Origin of the sequence: Mycobacterium syngnathidarum, from assembly GCF_001942625.1 — a bacterium.
Lineage (GTDB): Bacteria > Actinomycetota > Actinomycetes > Mycobacteriales > Mycobacteriaceae > Mycobacterium > Mycobacterium syngnathidarum.
In genome coordinates, this window is the sequence record NZ_MLCL01000033.1 from 131,672 (window position 1) to 150,737 (window position 19,066).

At 65.7% G+C, this 19,066-nt stretch carries 17 protein-coding genes and 1 pseudogene; 10 read left to right on the plus strand and 8 right to left on the minus strand.

Annotated elements, in window-relative coordinates; translation table 11 throughout:
• Positions 1-4: 4 nt before the first annotated feature.
• Complete coding sequence (locus BKG60_RS11140) at positions 5-265, minus strand: suppressor of fused domain protein (protein ID WP_318263337.1); 261 nt, start codon at positions 263-265, stop codon at positions 5-7.
• Between the two features lie 242 nt (positions 266-507).
• Positions 508-597 (minus strand): annotated as a pseudogene (locus BKG60_RS32435) (dihydrofolate reductase family protein); the annotation flags it as partial.
• An 83-nt stretch (positions 598-680) separates the two neighbouring features.
• Between BKG60_RS32435 and BKG60_RS11150 the strand changes: the two are divergent.
• The 10 genes from BKG60_RS11150 (at position 681) to ppc (ending at position 11,883) form a co-directional block, all read left to right on the plus strand.
• Positions 681-1,337, plus strand: coding sequence for a TetR/AcrR family transcriptional regulator (locus BKG60_RS11150; RefSeq protein ID WP_070185967.1), 657 nt, complete (start codon positions 681-683; stop codon positions 1,335-1,337).
• 7 nt (positions 1,338-1,344) lie between these two features.
• Complete coding sequence (locus BKG60_RS11155) at positions 1,345-2,274, plus strand: sterol desaturase family protein (protein ID WP_070943666.1); 930 nt, start codon at positions 1,345-1,347, stop codon at positions 2,272-2,274.
• A gap of 129 nt (positions 2,275-2,403) precedes the next feature.
• On the plus strand, positions 2,404-4,179 hold the full coding sequence (locus BKG60_RS11160; protein ID WP_070185969.1) for an ABC transporter ATP-binding protein: 1,776 nt from the start codon (positions 2,404-2,406) through the stop codon (positions 4,177-4,179).
• Positions 4,176-5,168 carry a phospholipase D-like domain-containing protein gene (locus tag BKG60_RS11165; protein ID WP_070185970.1) on the plus strand — a complete coding sequence of 331 codons (993 nt, stop codon included), beginning with the start codon at positions 4,176-4,178 and terminating at the stop codon, positions 5,166-5,168. The genes BKG60_RS11160 and BKG60_RS11165 overlap by 4 nt, the downstream gene beginning before the upstream one ends.
• A gap of 81 nt (positions 5,169-5,249) precedes the next feature.
• The gene (gene gap, locus BKG60_RS11170; RefSeq protein ID WP_070185971.1) at positions 5,250-6,272 is read left to right on the plus strand and encodes a type I glyceraldehyde-3-phosphate dehydrogenase; all 1,023 of its coding nucleotides are present in this window, start codon (positions 5,250-5,252) and stop codon (positions 6,270-6,272) included.
• Between the two features lie 5 nt (positions 6,273-6,277).
• Positions 6,278-7,504 (plus strand): phosphoglycerate kinase, encoded by a 1,227-nt coding sequence (locus BKG60_RS11175; RefSeq protein WP_070185972.1) that lies wholly within the window; start codon positions 6,278-6,280, stop codon positions 7,502-7,504.
• Positions 7,505-7,509: 5 nt separating this feature from the next.
• On the plus strand, positions 7,510-8,304 hold the full coding sequence (gene tpiA / locus BKG60_RS11180; protein WP_070185973.1) for a triose-phosphate isomerase: 795 nt from the start codon (positions 7,510-7,512) through the stop codon (positions 8,302-8,304).
• Positions 8,305-8,348: 44 nt separating this feature from the next.
• A complete protein-coding gene (gene secG / locus BKG60_RS11185) occupies positions 8,349-8,582 on the plus strand; it encodes a preprotein translocase subunit SecG (RefSeq protein WP_019348649.1) in 234 nt (77 codons plus the stop codon).
• A 37-nt stretch (positions 8,583-8,619) separates the two neighbouring features.
• The gene (locus BKG60_RS11190; RefSeq protein WP_110764963.1) at positions 8,620-9,033 is read left to right on the plus strand and encodes a hypothetical protein; all 414 of its coding nucleotides are present in this window, start codon (positions 8,620-8,622) and stop codon (positions 9,031-9,033) included.
• A 42-nt stretch (positions 9,034-9,075) separates the two neighbouring features.
• Positions 9,076-11,883 carry a phosphoenolpyruvate carboxylase gene (gene ppc / locus BKG60_RS11195; protein ID WP_070943667.1) on the plus strand — a complete coding sequence of 936 codons (2,808 nt, stop codon included), beginning with the start codon at positions 9,076-9,078 and terminating at the stop codon, positions 11,881-11,883.
• 9 nt (positions 11,884-11,892) lie between these two features.
• Here ppc and BKG60_RS11200 read toward each other — a convergent pair whose 3' ends face one another.
• The 6 genes from BKG60_RS11200 to tkt form a co-directional block, all read right to left on the minus strand.
• Positions 11,893-12,270 carry an ATPase gene (locus BKG60_RS11200; protein WP_070185975.1) on the minus strand — a complete coding sequence of 126 codons (378 nt, stop codon included), beginning with the start codon at positions 12,268-12,270 and terminating at the stop codon, positions 11,893-11,895.
• A gap of 225 nt (positions 12,271-12,495) precedes the next feature.
• The gene (pgl, locus tag BKG60_RS11205; protein ID WP_070185976.1) at positions 12,496-13,203 is read right to left on the minus strand and encodes a 6-phosphogluconolactonase; all 708 of its coding nucleotides are present in this window, start codon (positions 13,201-13,203) and stop codon (positions 12,496-12,498) included.
• Entirely contained in the window at positions 13,196-14,107 is a 912-nt protein-coding gene (gene opcA / locus BKG60_RS11210; protein WP_070186034.1) for a glucose-6-phosphate dehydrogenase assembly protein OpcA, read from the minus strand. Before opcA ends, pgl begins: the two co-directional genes overlap by 8 nt.
• The gene (gene zwf, locus BKG60_RS11215) at positions 14,104-15,654 is read right to left on the minus strand and encodes a glucose-6-phosphate dehydrogenase (protein WP_070943668.1); all 1,551 of its coding nucleotides are present in this window, start codon (positions 15,652-15,654) and stop codon (positions 14,104-14,106) included. Before zwf ends, opcA begins: the two co-directional genes overlap by 4 nt.
• A 60-nt stretch (positions 15,655-15,714) precedes the next feature.
• On the minus strand, positions 15,715-16,830 hold the full coding sequence (gene tal / locus BKG60_RS11220; protein WP_070943669.1) for a transaldolase: 1,116 nt from the start codon (positions 16,828-16,830) through the stop codon (positions 15,715-15,717).
• A 28-nt stretch (positions 16,831-16,858) separates the two neighbouring features.
• Positions 16,859-18,949, minus strand: a complete 2,091-nt coding sequence (tkt, locus tag BKG60_RS11225) for a transketolase (protein ID WP_070185979.1) — start codon at positions 18,947-18,949, stop codon at positions 16,859-16,861.
• Between the last annotated feature and the right edge of the window lie 117 nt (positions 18,950-19,066).

Sequence of the window (19,066 nt, forward strand, 5' to 3'; positions counted from 1 at the left end):
GCGCCTATTTCAGGTGGACGCCGCGCCTGATGTCCGTCACGAGCAGCGGATTGGACTCGGCCATCGATTCGAGCATCTGAAGTGTCCCTTGCACTCCGTCGCCCTGTGATTGGGCGGCAGCAAGGGTGTCGGCGGTAGCGCCGACCAGTTGTACGAAGCGCAGGGGACCGAAGCCGGTATCGATCTGTGCGAGTTGCGGGTCTTCACCGAACATTCGCTCCGTACAGGGGCAGGGTGAGATCAGCGGGATCGGTCGCGCCGACAGGTTCGGACGGGCTTTCCTCGCTGCGGGTCACGGATTCCTCTGCTGGACTATTCGATTGGATGCGCTATCTGGCGCACGCTAGCACCGCCTCGGCATTGCCATGTACGCAATGCGAAATGTGTTATCAGAGCGCGTCTTCGGTCCGGATCGGGTGAGAATCCCGTCACCCCAACCAAGCTCGGCTCCGGGCAAGTCGAGCCCATCGGCATTTGCCGCCCGCCGAACTGCCGTGTTTGCGATCCGTCGCGTTTGGTTTCGTACCGCAGCAGGACCGTTCCGCACGGAAAGGCGCGGTCCTCCAACAGTCGTAGCGCGATCCATGACGGAAACCGCAGGGTGAAACTCGTCGCGGCGCCACACGAGTTCGGATAGCGGACACTATCCGAAAGTTCAGATAACGGCTACTATCTGAAATATGGTCGACGAACGAAGTGACAAGGACGCCACGCCGGCGCGGCTGACCAGGGCTGAAACGCAGGCCCGGACCCGGGCGGCGCTGCTGGAGGCAGCCGCCCAGACCTGCGCCCGTAAGGGTTATGCCGCGGCATCGGTGGATGAGATCGCCGCGGCGGCGGGATACTCGGTAGGCGCGGTCTATTCGAACTTCTCCAGCAAGGAGAAGCTGTTCTCCGAGCTGATGAACGAACGTGCCTCCGGTCGGCTCGACCAGGTGGTACAGACCATCTCCGGGAACGCCGACACAACACCGCTGAGAGCCCTGGGTCGGGTACTCGTCGAGATCGCCGACAACGACATCGAGTTCGAGGCGATCCAGGCCGAATTCTGGTTGCACGCCGTGCGTCAACCCAACTCCATGCAGACCCTGCGGGACCGCTCGGCGCACACGCTGCTCTCACTGCGCGAAATCCTGGCTGATGCGCTGGAGCGCAACAACATCGACGACAGCGTCTCCGTGGAGGGTTTCGCCGTGGTGGTTCTCGCGCTCTTCCAGGGGTTGATCCGGCAGCGGCGCATCGACCCCGATCGCGTTCCCGAGGAGCTCTTCGGTCAGGCCCTGGCCTGGCAGCTGGCCGGTATGCCCAAGAAAGACAACAAGAAGGGCAAGAGGTAGCCCCCCGATGGATCCCGTGCGCATCGGGCTCTACGCCCTGCCCGCCTTCTTCGTCCTGATGGCGGTCGAGTTCCTCAGCTATCGATTCGACAAGGCCGACTCGGGCAAGGGCGACGATTCAGCCCGGCCCCGGTCCGGCGTGTCTTGGCGGGACACCGGCACAAACCTGTCGATCTACGCGCTGGGCATCGTCGGGCGGCCGCTGGAAAAATTCATCGCCGTGCCCATGGTGGCGGTCGCCGCGGCCGTGACGCCCCTGCACCTGTCGGCATCGCATTGGTGGGTCTGGCCGTTTGCCATCGTGTTGGCCGACTTGGCCTACTACCTGCAACACCGGATGTCGCACCGCGTCCGGATGTTCTGGGCGGCGCACAACGTGCACCACTCGAGCCGGTACTTCAACCTGTCCACCGCCCTGCGCTTGTCGTGGCTGATTCCCGGATCGTTTCTGTCCACGATCGGCTTTGTCGGATTGGCACTCGTCGGCATTCCGGCCTGGCTGGTATTCGTGTCGCAATCGATCGTGCTGCTCTACCAGTTCCCGATCCACACCGAGCGCATCGACAGGCTGCCTCGCGCAATCGAGTTCGTGTTCAACACCCCGTCGCACCATCGGGTGCATCACGGCGCCAACAACCCATACCTCGACAAGAACTATGCAGGCATCTTCATCCTGTGGGACCGAATGTTCGGCACCTTCGTCGCCGAGGACGAACCCGTGCGCTACGGCCTGACGAAGAACATCGACACCCACAACCCGGTCAAGGTCAATTACCACGAATTCGTGGCCATGGTCGGCGACGTCTGGCGGGCCCGCACCTGGCGCGGCCGGCTCGGCTACCTGTTCGGCCCGCCCGGGTGGCATGAAAACAGCGATCCCACAACGACTGTCGAGCGTACGGTTCAGGAGCTGCCGGTGCAGAGCGCCATGCGCTAGCCCGTTGGCTCCCAGTCGTTGCCGCCACATGCCAGTTTGTCGCCCTTGAGTCACGCTGGTGCCATCGGAGCGATGTAGTGTGTTGCGACAAACTTCGACGTCAACCCCAAGATTGAGGCAGCGGTCGCGATGAGACTGATTCTTGAGCTGATCCGCCCCTACCGGTTGCTGGTCGCCGGAATCTTCGCGGTCCTGCTGGTGCAGATCGCCACCGGCCTGGCCGCGCCGTGGCCGCTGAAGGTCGTGCTGGACAGTGTGGTCGGCCACCACCCCTTGCCGGGGTGGCTCCACGGGATGCTGCGGCCGCTGCTCGGCGGCGACAGCAAGATGCACATCGCGGGTCTGGCGGCGATCATGGTCGTGGTCATCGCCGTGGTGGCAGCGATCGCGTCATATGTGTCCAACTACCTGACCGAAACGGTCGGCCAGCGCATCGGCAACGACCTGCGCACCCGCGCTTACCATCACCTGCAGCAGTTGTCGCTCAACTACTTCGACACCCATCGGGTCGGTCCCATCCTGAGCACGCTCACCGACGACGTCGACACCATCCAGGGCTTCGCGTCGTCCTCGACCCTGGGCATCGCGACCGACCTGCTGACCATCGTGGGCATGCTGGCGATGATGTTGTGGCTGCAGTGGGATTTCACGCTCGTCGCGCTCGCCGTCGCGCCCCTGCTGCTGTTGTTCGTGTCCCGGATCCGGAAGGCCGTCAAGGCGGCGACCCATGAAGTGCGCAAACGCGAATCGGACATCGTCGCGGTCGCCGAGGAGGGCCTGCAGTCCATCCGCGTGGTCAAGGCATTCGATCGCGAGGACATGCAGGAACGTCAGCTGGCGCTGGCCGGTCAACAGGCGGTCGACGCCGCGCTCGATGCGCGTCGCGTGAAATCGGTGGTGTCGCCGATCGTCGGCGTCGTGGTAGCGGCCTGCACCGCGCTGGTGTTGTGGCGCGGGTCGGCGCTCATCCTCGCGGGCGTGATGACGGCAGGCACGCTGACCGTGTTCATCTCTTATCTGGCGTCGTTCTTCAAACCGGTCCAGGATCTGGCCAAGCTCACCAACACCATCGCCATGGCCTCGGTCGGCGTGGATCGCGTCAACGCCCTGCTGACCGCCGAGACCTCGGTTCAGGAGAAACCCGACGCGGTCGTGCCTGAGCAGCTCACCGGAGCGATCAGCTTCGATCGGGTGGCGTTCGGCTACGACAGCCAAACCCCCGTGTTGCGTGAGGTCACCTTCGACGTGCAACCCGGTCAGCTGGTGGGCGTAGTCGGGCACACCGGGAGCGGAAAATCCAGTCTGGTCAGCCTGATTCCGCGGTTCTACGACCCGAGTGCGGGCACCGTCCGGATCGACGGGGTCGACCTGCGCGACTACAAACTCCATGAACTTCGCAGCCAGATCGCCTATGTATTGCAGGACACCGTGCTGTTCCGGGGCACCATCGGCGACAACATCGCCTTCGGCCGGCCCGAAGCCGATCACGACGAGATCGTCGAGATGGCCAAGTTGGCGAATGCGCACGAGTTCATCTCGGCAATGCCACTGGGCTATGACAGCCCGGTCGGTGAGCGGGGCCTGACCCTCTCCGGCGGTCAACGTCAGCGCATCGGCATTGCCCGTGCCCTGATCCGGGACAGCCCCATCCTCATCTTGGACGAACCGACCGCTGCGCTGGACGCGGAGTCCGAGCACCTGGTGATGTCTGCGTTGCAGCGATTGATGACCGGGCGCACGGTGATCACGATCGCCCACCGGCTCAGCACGATTCGCGACGCGGACAAGATCGTCGTGCTCGAGCAGGGCCGGGTGGTGGAGGAGGGCACCCACACCGAGCTCCTGACCGCAGACGGCAGATATGCCGAGTTGCACCGCATCCAATACGAGGACGAGACAACGTGACGCGTTCCCTGATCATCCTGCCCGACGACTCTGCCAAGCCCGTGATCGATGCGATCGCCGGCGCCGAGCGATCCGTGCGGATCAAGATGTTCGCCTTCACCCATCGGGCGCTGCTGGAGGCAGTGGTGGCTGCTCGTCGACGCGGCGTGGACGTCAAGGTCATGCTCAACCCCGAGCGCCGCGACGGGCAGACCGACAACGACGCCGTGCGAGAGACGTTGCAGCGGTACGGCATCGAGGTCCGTCAGAGCAACCCGGCATTCGACCTGACCCACGAGAAGTCCATGGTCGTCGACGACGAGTACGCCTTCGTCGAGTCGCTGAACTGGACCGAGGAGAACTTCACGGTGACGCGCGATTACGCCGTCGTCACTCCGAGTGCCTATGAGGTTGCCGAGATCATCGACTGCTTCGAAGCGGATTGGGCGCGTGAGGATTTCGATCCCGGCGGCGGGGCCCACCTGATCTGGTGCCCGACCAACGGCAGGCATCGCATCGCCGAGTTCGTCGACAGCGCCGAACACACCCTGTTCGTCCAGAACGAGCGCTATCAGGATCCGGTGATCATCGAGCGACTGGTCCGCGCCGCGCACCGGGGGGTGAAGGTCCACGTCATGGCCCGGGCGGCCCATCATCTCAAATCGGGCAAGCTGCTGGAGGGCGTGAGTGGGATGCGCATCCTCGACGACGTCGGCATCAAGATCCACCGGCTCAAGCACATGAAGCTGCACGCCAAGATGATCCTGGCCGATCACGAGCGGGCCATCGTCGGTTCGATCAATTTCTCCCCGGGCAGCTTTGACCACCGTCGCGAACTGGCCATCGAGGTGACCGATCACCACATCATCAAGCGCCTGAACGAGGTGGCTCATCACGACTGGAAACACTCTGAGCCGATGGATCTGTCGGATGAGGGACTGATCGCCGATCTGATGGGCCAGGACCCGCACGAAGTCGACCAACTCGCCCTACACGACCGCGACATCTGATGCACTAGCCAAGCCGCACAGTGGGGCTTTTTCGGCACTAGGCTGGCGGCGGGCAGTTACCGGCAACCGAGGGAGAATCACGTGACCATCCGGGTAGGCGTTAACGGCTTCGGCCGCATCGGGCGCAACTTCTACCGGGCCCTGGCGACGCAGCAGGCCGAGGGCAAGAACTCTGACATCGAGATCGTGGCGGTCAACGACCTCACCGACAACGCGACCCTGGCTCACCTGCTGAAGTTCGATTCGATTCTCGGCCGCCTGCCGCAGGACGTCAGCCTCGAAGGCGAGGACACCATCGTCATCGGTGACAAGAAGATCAAGGCCCTCGAGGTCAAGGAGGGCCCGGCGGCCCTGCCGTGGGGCGACCTCGGCGTGGACGTGGTCGTCGAATCGACGGGCATTTTCACCAAGCGCGACAAGGCACAAGGTCACCTCGATGCCGGCGCCAAGAAAGTCATCATCTCCGCACCGGCGTCCGACGAGGACATCACGATCGTGCTGGGCGTCAACGACGACAAGTACGACGGCAGCCAGAACATCATCTCCAACGCCTCCTGCACCACCAACTGCCTCGGCCCGCTGGCCAAGGTCCTCAACGACGAGTTCGGCATCGTCAAGGGCCTGATGACCACGATCCACGCCTACACCCAGGACCAGAACCTGCAGGACGGCCCGCACAAGGATCTGCGCCGCGCCCGCGCTGCCGCGCTGAACATCGTGCCGACCTCCACCGGCGCCGCCAAAGCCATCGGCCTGGTGCTGCCCGAGCTCAAGGGCAAACTGGACGGCTACGCGCTGCGCGTCCCGGTTCCCACCGGTTCGGTCACCGACCTGACTGCCGAGCTGGCCAAGCCGGCACCCGCCGAGGAGATCAACGCAGCGATGAAGGCCGCTGCCGAGGGACCGATGAAGGGCATCTTGAAGTACTACGACGCGCCGATCGTGTCGAGCGACATCGTCACCGACCCGCACAGTTCGATCTTCGACTCCGGCCTGACTAAGGTCATCGACAATCAGGCCAAGGTCGTCTCCTGGTACGACAACGAGTGGGGCTACTCCAACCGACTCGTCGATCTGGTCGCTCTCGTAGGGAAGTCGCTCTAGTAACAATGACTGTCAAGACACTCGCCGACCTGTTGGCCGAGGGCGTAGAAGGGCGCGGCGTTCTGGTCCGCTCCGACCTCAACGTCCCTCTCGATGACCAGGGGCAGATCACCGATCCCGGCCGTATCATCGCCTCGGTCCCGACCCTGTCCGCGCTGGCCGAGGCGGGGGCCAAGGTGGTCGTCACCGCGCACCTGGGCCGCCCCAAGGGTGTCCCGGACCCGAAGTTGTCGCTGGCGCCGGTCGCCGCGGCGCTGGGGGAGAAGCTGGGCCGCCACGTGCAGCTGGCCGGCGATGTCGTCGGCACCGATGCGTTGGCCCGGGCCGAGGGCCTGACCGATGGCGACGTCCTGCTGCTGGAGAACATCCGCTTCGATCCGCGAGAGACCAGTAAGGACGATGCCGAGCGGTTGGCGCTGGCCAAGGCGCTGGCTGCCCTGGTAGAGGGCGCCGACGGCTCACCGGGCGCCTTCGTCTCCGACGGGTTCGGCGTGGTCCACCGCAAGCAGGCTTCCGTCTACGACGTCGCCACCCTGCTGCCGCACTACGCCGGCACGCTGGTCGACGCCGAGGTGAAGGTGCTCGAGCAGCTCACCAGCTCGACTGAACGGCCGTATGCCGTGGTCCTCGGCGGGTCCAAGGTCTCGGACAAGCTCGCGGTGATCGAGAACCTTGCCACCAAGGCTGACAGCCTCATCATCGGCGGCGGCATGTGCTTCACCTTCCTTGCCTCTCAAGGGGTTTCGGTTGGAACCTCGCTGTTGCAGGAGGAGATGATCGACACCTGCAAGCGACTGCTGGACACCTACGCCGACGTGATCCACCTTCCGGTGGACATCGTGGTAGCCGACAAGTTCGCCGCCGACGCCGAGCCGGAGACCGTGGCCTCGGACCGCATCCCCGACGGCAAGATGGGTCTGGACATCGGTCCGGAGTCGGTGAAGCGTTTCACCGCTCTGCTGTCCAACGCCAAGACCGTGTTCTGGAACGGCCCGATGGGCGTGTTCGAGTTCCCGGCGTTCGCGGCGGGCACCAAGGGAGTGGCCGAGGCCATCATCGGCGCCACCGAGAAGGGCGCTTTCAGCGTCGTCGGTGGTGGGGATTCAGCGGCCGCGGTGCGCCAGCTGGGCCTGGCCGAGGACGGTTTCTCGCACATCTCGACCGGCGGCGGCGCGTCGCTGGAATACCTTGAGGGCAAAACCCTGCCCGGCATCGAAGTACTGGAGTCGTAGAAACCATGTCGAAAGCCGCACGCAAGCCTTTGATCGCCGGCAACTGGAAGATGAACCTCAATCATTTCGAGGCCATCGCGCTGGTGCAGAAGATCGCATTCGCCTTGCCGGACAAGTACTTCGACAAAGTGGATGTCACGGTCATTCCGCCGTTCACCGATCTGCGCAGTGTGCAGACGCTGGTCGACGGGGACAAGCTGCGTCTGACCTACGGGGCGCAGGATCTGTCACAGCACGACTCGGGCGCCTACACCGGTGACATCAGCGGGGCGTTCCTGGCGAAGCTCGGCTGCAGCTTCGTGGTCGTGGGGCACTCCGAGCGGCGTACGTACCACCACGAGGACGATGCAGTGGTGGCCGCCAAAGCCGCCGCCGCGTTCAAGCACGGCATCACCCCGATCATCTGCATCGGCGAGCAGCTCGAGGTGCGCGAGGCGGGCAACCACGTCGAGTACAACGTGAACTCGCTGCGCGGGTCTCTGGCCGGTCTGAGCAAGGAGCAGATCGGTCAGGCCGTCATCGCCTACGAGCCGGTGTGGGCCATCGGGACGGGCCGGGTGGCCAGTGCGGCCGACGCCCAGGAGGTCTGTGGAGCCATCCGCAAGGAGATCGCAGCATTGGCGTCTGCTGAGCTCGCGGCCGGAGTCCGGGTGCTCTACGGCGGTTCGGTCAATGCCAAGAACGTGGGTGAGATCGTGGCGCAGACCGACGTCGACGGGGCGCTCGTCGGTGGCGCGTCGCTGGACGGCGAGCAGTTCGCCACCCTGTCCGCCATCGCCGCGGGCGGACCGCTGCCGTAACCCGGGAGCCTGGGCCGGACACCGCACCCGGTAGTCTTACAGCCATGGAATTGGCTCTGCAGATCACTCTGGTCGTGACCAGCGTGCTGGTCGTGCTCTTGGTGCTGCTGCATCGCGCCAAAGGTGGCGGTCTGTCCACCCTGTTCGGTGGCGGTGTCCAGTCCAGCCTGTCCGGCTCCACCGTGGTCGAGAAGAACCTCGACCGCCTGACGCTGTTCGTGACCGGTATCTGGCTGGTCTCGATCGTCGGCGTTGCGCTGCTGATCAAGTACAGCTAGCGCTGGGTTGACCGGCCCGTACCCTCCACCGGGCGGTGTGATCGCCGTCACCGCCCGGTTTCTTCGCGTTGCCGCACCGTTCGGGCGCCCTGCTCCGCGGCTGACCCTGAACGGACATGTCGTTCCGTCTGCCGGATGGGGTCGGACCGAGCTCCCGGTCCTGCCCGGCAGGCACTACCTGCACGTCGAGATTCCGCCGCGCTGGTTCGGATCCGTGCGCGGTCTTGCCGACACCGTGGTCGACGTGTCTCCGGGCTGCATCGTCGAACTCGAATACCTGGCGCCGCTGGCCGAACCGATACTGCGAGGCCTCGCCAGCCCGCGTGGGGCACTCGGGCCCGTGCCGCAGAATTATCCCGGCGTTGTGAATTACGCCGCAGCATTGTTCATCGTGGGGTTCTTGGCGGTGGTCTTCAGCCCTGCGCTGCTGTTCTGGCTGATGGGTCTCTGAGGGCGCCGTGCGGTGCGCCGCGGCTGCACCGATACTGGGGGCATGGCTGACGGTCTCGACACCGCACTCGATCCGATCGGCGCGGTTCAGCGCACCTCGGTAGGCCGTGAGGCCACCGAGCCGATGCGCGAGGACATCCGGCTGCTCGGCACGATTCTCGGCGACACCGTGCGCGAGCAGAACGGCGCGGAGGTCTTCGACCTGGTGGAGCGGGCGCGTGTGGAATCCTTCCGCGTTCGTCGCTCCGAGATCGACCGGGGCGAGCTGGCCGCTCTGTTCTCCGGCATCGATGTCCATCAGGCCATCCCCGTCATCCGGGCATTCACCCACTTCGCTCTGCTGGCCAATGTGGCCGAGGACATCCACCGGGAGCGGCGCCGGGCGGTGCATGAGGCGGCCGGCGAACCGCCACAGGACAGCAGCCTGGCTGCGACGTATCTCAAGCTGGACGCGGCCGGTTTGGACGGCAGCGGCGTCGCCGATGCACTTGCGGGCGCCCTGGTCTCGCCCGTCGTCACCGCGCACCCCACCGAGACTCGGCGCCGCACCGTGTTCGACACCCAGCATCGGGTGACGGAGTTGATGAGGCTGCGCCTGCACGGGCAGACCCGCACGGCCGAGGGGCGCGACATCGACATCGAGTTGCGCCGCCACATCCTCACGTTGTGGCAGACCGCCCTCGTACGGTTGTCCCGGCTGAAGATCTCCGACGAGATCGAAACCGGTCTGCGGTACTACCCGGCCGCGTTCTTCGAGGTCATTCCACAGGTCAACGCCGAAGTGCGCACCGCGTTGCGGGCCCGCTGGCCCGAAGTGGACCTGCTGGCGCAGCCGATCCTGCGGCCGGGGAGCTGGATCGGCGGGGACCGCGACGGAAACCCCAACGTCGATGCCGGCGTGGTCCGGCTGGCCACCGGACGAGCCGCCTACGTCGCCTTCGCGCACTACTTCACCGAGATGACCGCGTTGGAAGAAGAGCTGTCGATGTCGGCCCGGCTGGTCACCGTCAGCGACGATCTCAACGCGCTGGCCGACGCCTGTCACGAGCCGGCGCGTGCGGACGAACCGTACCGGCGGGCACTGCGAGTGATCCATGCCCGGTTGACCGCCGCCGGCCGCGAAATCCTCGACGAGCAACCCGAACACGAACTCGACCTGGGCCTTGAGGCTTACCGTACCCCGCAGGAGTTTCTGGCCGACCTCGATGCGGTGGACGCCTCGCTGCGCGGCAACGGCAGCGCGGTGCTCGCCGACGATCGGCTGGGCCGGCTGCGAGAAGCGGTGCGGGTCTTCGGTTTCCACCTGTGTGGCCTGGACATGCGGCAGAACTCCGAGGTACATGAGCAGGTGGTCGCCGAACTGTTGGCCTGGGCCGGGGTGCATCCCGACTATGCCTCGCTACCCGAATCGCAACGGGTCGAATTGCTCGCGGGGGAAATCTCGACCCGCCGCCCGTTGATCGGTGAGGGCGCGGAGCTCTCGGAGCTGGCGCGCAAAGAACTGGACATCGTCGGTGCCGCAGCGCGGGCGGTCAACGTTTTCGGTGCTCAGGCCGTACCCAACTACATCATCTCGATGTGCCAATCGGTGTCGGATCTGCTCGAAGCGGCCATCCTCTTGAAAGAGGCGGGCTTGCTGGATGTTTCGGGTGCCGCTCACGGCGGCGAGGTGTATGCGCCGGTCGGGATCGTGCCGCTGTTCGAAACCATCGACGATCTGCAGCGGGGGTCGACGATCCTGCAGGACGCCCTCGCCTTGCCCGTCTACGGCAGCATCGTCTCCGCCCGCGGTCGGCATCAGGAAGTGATGCTGGGGTATTCGGACTCCAACAAGGACGGCGGCTACCTCGCGGCGAACTGGGCGTTGTATCGAGCCGAGTTGGAGCTGGTCGACGCCGCGCACACCACCGGGATCCGGTTGCGCCTGTTCCACGGCCGGGGCGGCACCGTGGGCCGTGGCGGCGGCCCCAGCTACGACGCGATCCTGGCCCAGCCGCCCGGTGCGGTGAAGGGCTCGCTGCGGATCACCGAACAGGGCGAGGTGATCGCGGCGAAGTACGCGGAGCCCCGGATCGCACACCGCAACCTGGAGGCACTGCTGGCCGCGACGCTGGAATCCACGCTCCTCGATGTCGAAGGGCTCGGAGACGAGGCCGAGCCGGCCTATCGGGTGCTCGATGAGCTGGCCGCCCTGGCGCAGCGGTCCTATTCCGAATTGGTTCACGAGACACCGGGATTCGTCGAGTACTTCAAGACGTCGACACCGGTCGGCGAGATCGGTGCGCTCAACATCGGCAGCCGTCCCAGCTCACGCAAGCCGACCACGTCGATAGCTGATCTGCGGGCCATCCCATGGGTGCTGGCCTGGAGCCAGTCCCGGGTGATGCTGCCCGGCTGGTATGGCACCGGTACCGCGTTCGAACAGTGGATCGGCCAGGACGACGGCCGGGTTGCGGTGTTGCAGGACCTCTACGAGCGATGGCCGTTCTTCCGCACCGTGCTCTCGAACATGGCGCAGGTGCTGGCCAAGTCGGATATGGGTCTGGCGGCACGTTACTCCGAGTTGGTCGACGACGAGGAACTGCGGGCTCGGGTGTTCGACAAGATCGTCGCCGAACACGATCGCACCATCGCGATGTACAAGCTGATCACCGGCCAGGACGACCTGCTGGCCGACAACCCGGCATTGGCCCGCTCCGTGTTCAACCGGTTCCCCTACCTCGAACCGTTGAATCACCTCCAGGTCGAGCTGCTGCGTCGCTATCGCGCGGGAGACTCTGACGAACTGATCCAGCGCGGAATCCTGCTCACCATGAGCGGTTTGGCGACAGCGCTGCGCAACAGCGGCTGAAGTCCCGTCCTACAGGCCCGCGCCCTTGCGCACCCGGTTGATCATTCCGCGCACTGCGCTCTCGGTAGCGGCCAGCGGCGACATCACCGCCTCGCCGATCCCGACGATGACCTCGACGCGCTCCACGATCGACTCCAGACGGTCGACCATGGCGATGAGGCGGGGCGCGAGCTCATCGATACGGGTGATGGTCTCGTTGAACCGGTCCAGGGTGACATCCAGCCCGCCGGTCGACTTGTTGAGATCGACCAGCGTGGTGCTCAGGTCGGTGAGCAGGGTATCGACCTGCTCCACCGTCATGTCGGCGTTGAGCGCAGCCTGGGTCAAGGTCCGGATTCTCTGCCGCCCGGAGTTTGGGCGGTTGCGGCCGTCACCTTTGTCTGCCATGCCGAACAGTATGGCCGCTGGGGAACCGAACGCCGAGTAACGGCGTCTGAATCTTTGTGCGGCTTTATTGCGAATCACGCCCCAGGCCGGTCACGGCGGCGGGCCGGGTGACACCCAACCACGAGGTGGCCGACTATCTGGCCGGCTACGCCGAAGCGTTGGCGGATGCCACAGGCGAGCGGTACGGAGATGGCCCCGACGACCAGTTGTGGTGACCCGGGACGCTCAGAGCTTGCCGGCGGCAGCCTCGTCGAGCAGCCACACCGTCTTCTCCTGCCCGATGGCTCCGGCGGCCGGGATGTCGATCGGATCGGCACCGCCGATCGCGGCCGCGACCGCATCGGCCTTCGCCTCGCCGGAGACCACCAGCCAGACTTCGCGGGATCGGCGAATCGCGGGCAGGGTGAGGCTGATTCGGCGCGGCGGTGGCTTGGGAGAATCGGTGACCGCGACCACCAACCGGGTGGCCTCCCGCACCGCCGGGGTGTGGGGGAACAACGAATTGATGTGCCCCTCACCGCCCATGCCCAGCAGGTGCACATCGAACTGGCCGGGCAGCTGCTGTTCGTACGCGGCGGCGGCATCGTCTATGGCATCGCCGAATTCGCCGTCACTGGTCGCCATTCGATGCACATTCCCCGGCGGGATGTTGATGCCTTCCAGCAGCGCGTCGTGGGCCTGCTGATCGTTGCGTTCGGCGTCGCCCTGGGGGACGAAGCGGTCGTCACCCCAGTACAGCCGCACATTGGACCATTCGATCTCGGCGCCGGCCACGTGACGCAGCAAGGCGATCCCGACGGTGCCGCCGGTGAGCACGATGTCCGCGCCGCCGCGGGTGGCGATCGCCGAGGTGATCGCCCCGACCAGCCGTGCTCCCGCCGCAGCCGCCAATTCTTCTGCGCCGGCGTAGGTCTCGATGATGCGCTCAGACATAAGTCACCTTGTCGATGCCCTGGAGGGCGTCGTAGTAGATTTCGTCGGGGTCGAGACGGCGCAGATCCTCGGCCAGGCACTCCTTTGCCTCGCGGCGGGCCAGCGGCACCAGCGCATCCGGCTTGCCGGTGCGGCTCAATGTGGCGGTGACACCTGTCTGCGGTCGAACCAGGCTCACGGTCTCGCTCGGCCGGGTGAGTTCGACCTTCAATTCGCCGACCGCGCGGGTCACCGGTCCGTCGATCCGGCTCGCCAGCCAGCCGGCCAGGATGTCGAGCGCCGGTTCGTCCCCCAGCCCGGACACCAGCGCCGAGGTGATGGGTTCGTACGGTGGCTGATCGATCGCCGCGGCCAGCAACGCGCGCCAGTAGGTGACGCGGCTCCAGGCCAGGTCGGTGTCACCGGCGGTATAGCCGTTGAGCCGGCTCTTGATGCAGGCGAGGGGATCAATACCGTTGGTGGCATCGGTGATCCGGCGAATTGCCAACTTGCCCAGCGGGTCCTGAGCCGGCACCGCGGGTGCGAGATCGGGCCACCAGGTCACCACCGGCGTATCGGGGAGCAGAAACGGCGTCACCACGCTGCTGGCATGGTTGGCCAGCGGGCCCGACAACCGCAGTACCACGACCTCGTTGGCGCCGGCGTCGCGGCCCACCCGCAACTGGGCGTCCAGCCGCGCCTCGGTGGTCAACCTGTCGCCGGGAATGACCACGATCACGCGACAGGGATGCTCACGGCTGGCCGCGTTGGCCGCATCGATCGACTCCTCGAGCATCGCTTCGGAATCGGTGGAGATCACCAGCGTCAGCACCCGGCCGAGGGTGATCGCGCCGCCCTCTTCACGCATCGCGACGATCTTCTTGTTGATCGCGCCGGTATTGGTGTCGGGCAGATCGACAATCACGGTCGCCTCCATTCCCGCCCGGACCGGCGCAGCATCTCGAACGCGGAGTCAGGACCCCACGTCCCGGACTCGTACTGATCGGGCTTACCGTGCGTGGCCCAGTACTCCAACGCGGGATCCAGTATCTTCCAAGACAATTCAACCTCGGCGTTGACCGGGAACAGCGATGGCTCACCCAGCAGCACGTCGAGGATGAGACGCTCGTAGGCTTCCGGTGACTCCTCGGCGAAGGCCGAGCCGTACGAGAAGTCCATGCTGACATCTCGGACTTCCATGATGTGCCCCGGAACCTTCGAACCGAACCGCAGGGTGATGCCCTCGTCCGGCTGGACCCGGATCACCAGGGCGTTCTGGCCGAGCTCATCGGTCATCGTGGCGTCGAAGGGTAGATGCGGTGCGCGCTTGAACACCAAGGCGATCTCGGTGACCCTGCGGCCCAAGCGTTTTCCGGTACGCAGATAGAACGGCACGCCGGCCCAGCGGCGGGTGTCCACTTCCAGGGTGATGGCTGCGAACGTCTCGGTGGTGGAGGTCTTGGAGAAACCTTCTTCGTCCAACAGCCCGACGACCTTCTCGCCACCCTGCCAGCCGCCGACGTACTGCCCGCGGGAGGTGGTCTCGTCCAGCGGCTCGGCAAGCCGGGTCGCCGAGAGCACCTTGATCTTCTCGGCCTGTAGTTCAGCGGGGGAGAAGCTCACCGGCTCTTCCATCGCCGTCAGGGCCAGCAACTGCAGCAGGTGGTTCTGGATGACATCACGCGCAGCGCCGACCCCGTCGTAGTAGCCGCCGCGCCCGCCGAGTCCGATGTCCTCGGCCATCGTGATCTGCACGCTGTCGACGTAATGCGAGTTCAACACCGGCTCGAACAGCTCGTTGGCGAAGCGCAGCGCCAGGATGTTCTGGACCGTCTCCTTGCCCAGGTAGTGGTCGATGCGGAACACCGATGACTCCGGGAACACACTGTTGACGACGCCGTTGAGCTCCTCGGCGCTCTTGAGGTCGTGGCCGAACGGCTTCTCGATGACCACCCGGCTCCAGCTGCCCTCCGGCTTGTCCGCCAGCCCAGATTTGGACAATTGCTCGCACACCTGGGGGAACGACTTCGGGGGGATGGACAGATAGAAGGCGTGATTGCCGCTGGTGCCGCGCTCGACATCGAGTTTGTGCAGGGTGTCTTTGAGGTGCTCGAACGAGGCGTCATCATCGAAAGTGCCCTGCACGAACCGGAATCCCTCGGCCAAGCGGTCCCAGACCTCCTGGCGGAAAGGGGTGCGCGCGTGCTGCTTGACCGCGTCGTAGACGATCTTGCCGAAATCCTCGTCGGCCCAGTCGCGGCGGGCGAAACCGACCAACGCGAAGCTGGGCGGTAACAGGCCGCGGTTGGCCAGGTCGTAGATGGCCGGCATCAGCTTTTTACGGGCCAGGTCTCCGGTCACGCCGAAGATGACCACCGCGCACGGCCCCGCGATGCGGGGCATGCGCTTGTCGCGCTTGTCCCGCAGCGGGTTACGCCAGGCGGTCGCCGGCCCGTCGTTGACCGGGCTCATCGTTGCCCTCGGCTCTTCGCACAGGCGCTCATCGCTGTCCTCGGCTCTTCGCGCAGGCGCTCATCGCGTGGCGGCGTCGAGTTGGCCCTGTGTCGCGTCGAGCAGTTCCTGCCACGACTTCTCGAATTTCTGGACGCCCTCGTCCTCAAGCACCTTGAACACATCGACGAGGTCGATCCCGATGGCGCTGAGCTTGTCGAAGGTCTCTTGCGATGCCGCGGCGGTCCCGCTGATGGTGTTGCCGGTGATCTCGCCGTGATCGGCAACCGCCTCGAGCGTCTTCTCCGGCAACGTGTTCACCGTATGCGGCGCAACCAACTCGGTGACGTAGAGCGTGTCCGAGTACTCCGGATTCTTGACGCCGGTGGACGCCCACAGCACGCGTTGCACCCGGGCGCCGTCGGCCTTGAGTGCGGCGAAACGTTGCCCGCCGAAGACTTCTTCGTACGCCGCGTAGGCCAGGCGGGAGTTGGCCACACCGGCCTTTCCGCGCAGCGCCAGCGCCTCATCCGATCCGATCTTTTCCAGCCGGCCGTCGATTTCGGTGTCCACCCGGGAAACGAAGAACGAGGCGACCGAGTGGATCTTGGACAGATCGTGTCCGGCTTCCTTGGCAGCCTCCAGCCCGGCCAGATACGCGTCCATCACCGCGCGGTGCCGCTCTACCGAGAAGATCAGGGTGACGTTGACCGAGATGCCTTCGGCGATCACCGCGGTGATCGCGGGCAGGCCCGCCAGCGTCGCGGGAATCTTGATCAACAGGTTGGGCCGGTCGACGATCTTCCACAGCTCGATCGCCTGCAGGATCGTCTTGTCGGTGTCGTGGGCCAGCCGCGGGTCGACCTCGATCGACACCCGGCCGTCGATGCCGTCGGAGGCCTCGTACTGCTTGGCCAGCACGTCACAGGCGTTGCGGACGTCGTCGGTGGTGACGGTGCGGACGGTGGCGTCGACGTCGGCGCCCCGCTCGGCGAGTTCCTTGACCTGGGCGTCGTAGGCGGTGCCCTTCGACAGCGCCGCTTGGAAGATCGACGGGTTGGTGGTCACCCCCACGACACTGCGGGTGTCGATCAAGTTCTGCAGGTTGCCGGTCTGCAGCCGCTCCCGCGACAGATCGTCGAGCCAGACGGATACACCCGCGGCACTCAGCGCCGCGAGATTCGGGTTCTGAGTCATGTTCGCCTTCTCCTGCCAGTCGTCCTGATTAGTTGTCCAGGGATCGTTCCGCCGCGGCCGCCACGGCCTCGGGGGTGAAGCCGAACTCACGGAACAGCGTCTTGTCGTCGGCCGAGGCGCCGTAGTGCTCGATCGACACGATCTCGCCGGTGTCCCCGACCAGCTTGTACCAACTCTGCGCCACGGCGGCCTCGACCGCCACCCGGGCCGAAACCGCAGGCGGCAGCACCGAATCGCGGTACTCCTGAGGCTGCGATTCGAACCACTCGACGCACGGCATCGACACCACGCTCGCGTTGATGTCCTTGTCCGCCAACAGCTTCTGCGCTGCGACGGCCAACTGGAGCTCGGAACCGGTGGCGATGATCACCACGTCGGGGTTCTCATCCGGGGTGCCGCCGAGCACGTAGCCACCGCGGGCCACGCCCTCGGCGCTGGTGCCTTCGATCACGGGGACGCCCTGGCGGGTCAGGATCAGCCCGACCGGGCCGGTGCTGGCGGTGCGCTCCAGGATGGTCTTCCACGCGTAGGAGGTCTCGTTCGGGTCGCCGGGGCGCACCACCGACAGGTTCGGGATCGCGCGCAGCGCCGCCAGATGCTCGATCGGCTGGTGCGTGGGACCGTCCTCGCCGAGGCCGATCGAATCGTGCGTCCAGACGTAGATCGGGTCGATGTTCATCAACGAGGCCAAACGCACGGCCGGCCGCATGTAATCCGAGAACTGCAGGAACGTGCCACCGTACGGCCGGGTTGGGCCGTGCAGCACGATGCCGGACAGGATCGCGGCCATCGCATGCTCACGGATGCCGAAGTGCAGGGTGCGGCCGTACCAGGTCGCATTCCAGTCCTCGGTCGAGATCGACGGCGGCCCAAAGGAGTTCGCGCCCTTGATCGTGGTGTTGTTGCTGCCGGCGAGGTCAGCCGAACCGCCCCACAGTTCGGGCAGCGTCTGACCGACGGCGGCCAGCACGGCACCGGAGGCGGCACGGGTGGCCACCGGCTTGGACTCGAGCTCCCAGTGCGGCAGGTCGGCATCCCAGCCTTCGGGCAGCTCACGCGCCTGCAGCCGGTCCAGCAACGCCTTGCGCTCCGGCTCCCGCTTGGCCCAGGCGTCGAAGCTCAGCTGCCACTCGTCGTGCACCTTCTTGCCGCGAGCCACCAGCTCACGGGTGTGGGTGATGACGTCGTCGCGCACTTCGAAGCTCTTGTCGGGGTCGAAGCCGAGGATCTTCTTGGTGGCCGCCACCTCGTCGGCTCCCAGTGCCGAGCCGTGCACCCCGCCGGTGTTCATCTTGTTCGGGGCCGGGTAGCCGATGATCGTGCGCAGCGCGATGAACGACGGCTTGTCGGTGACCTTCTTGGCCTCGGCGATCGCCGCCTCGATTCCGGCGACGTTCTCGCCGCCCTCGACCTCCTGCACGTGCCAGCCGTAAGCGCGGTAGCGCGCGGGCACATCCTCGCTCAACGCGATGTCGGTGTTGTGCTCGATGGAGATCTTGTTGTCGTCCCAGAACACGATGAGGTTGCCGAGCTGCTGGGTACCTGCGAGCGACGAGGCTTCGCTGGTGACACCTTCCTCGATGTCGCCGTCAGAGGCGACCACATAGATGTAGTGGTCGAACGGGCTCTCGCCCGGCGCGGTGTCGGGGTCGAACAGTCCGCGCTCGTAGCGAGCGGCCATGGCCATGCCGACCGCCGAGGCCAGCCCCTGGCCCAGCGGACCGGTGGTGATCTCCACACCCTTGGTGTGGTGGTACTCGGGGTGTCCCGGGGTGAGCGAGCCCCAGGTGCGCAGGGCCTCGATGTCGGCCAGCTCCAGGCCGAACCCGCCGAGGTAGAGCTGCAGGTAGAGGGTCAGGCTGGAATGCCCGCAGGACAGTACGAAGCGGTCGCGACCGATCCATTCGGTGTCGCTGGGATCGTGGCGCAGCTGCCGCTGGAACAACGTGTAGGCGAGGGGAGCCAGGCTCATCGCGGTACCCGGGTGGCCGTTGCCGACCTTCTGCACCGCGTCAGCCGCGAGCACCCGGACGGTGTCGACGGCAACGCTGTCGAGCTCGGTCCAGTCATCTGGGTGGTTGGGCTGGGTGAGAGCGGTGATCTCTTCGGCGGTGGTCACTAAGCTCACTTCCTCGTCTTCTATCTGCTGGCATGTGCTCGCAGTTGCCATGCTGCTACGACAAACACCCTAGTGGGGCGGACTCATCCGATGCAGACTGGTTCTCGCACCGATACC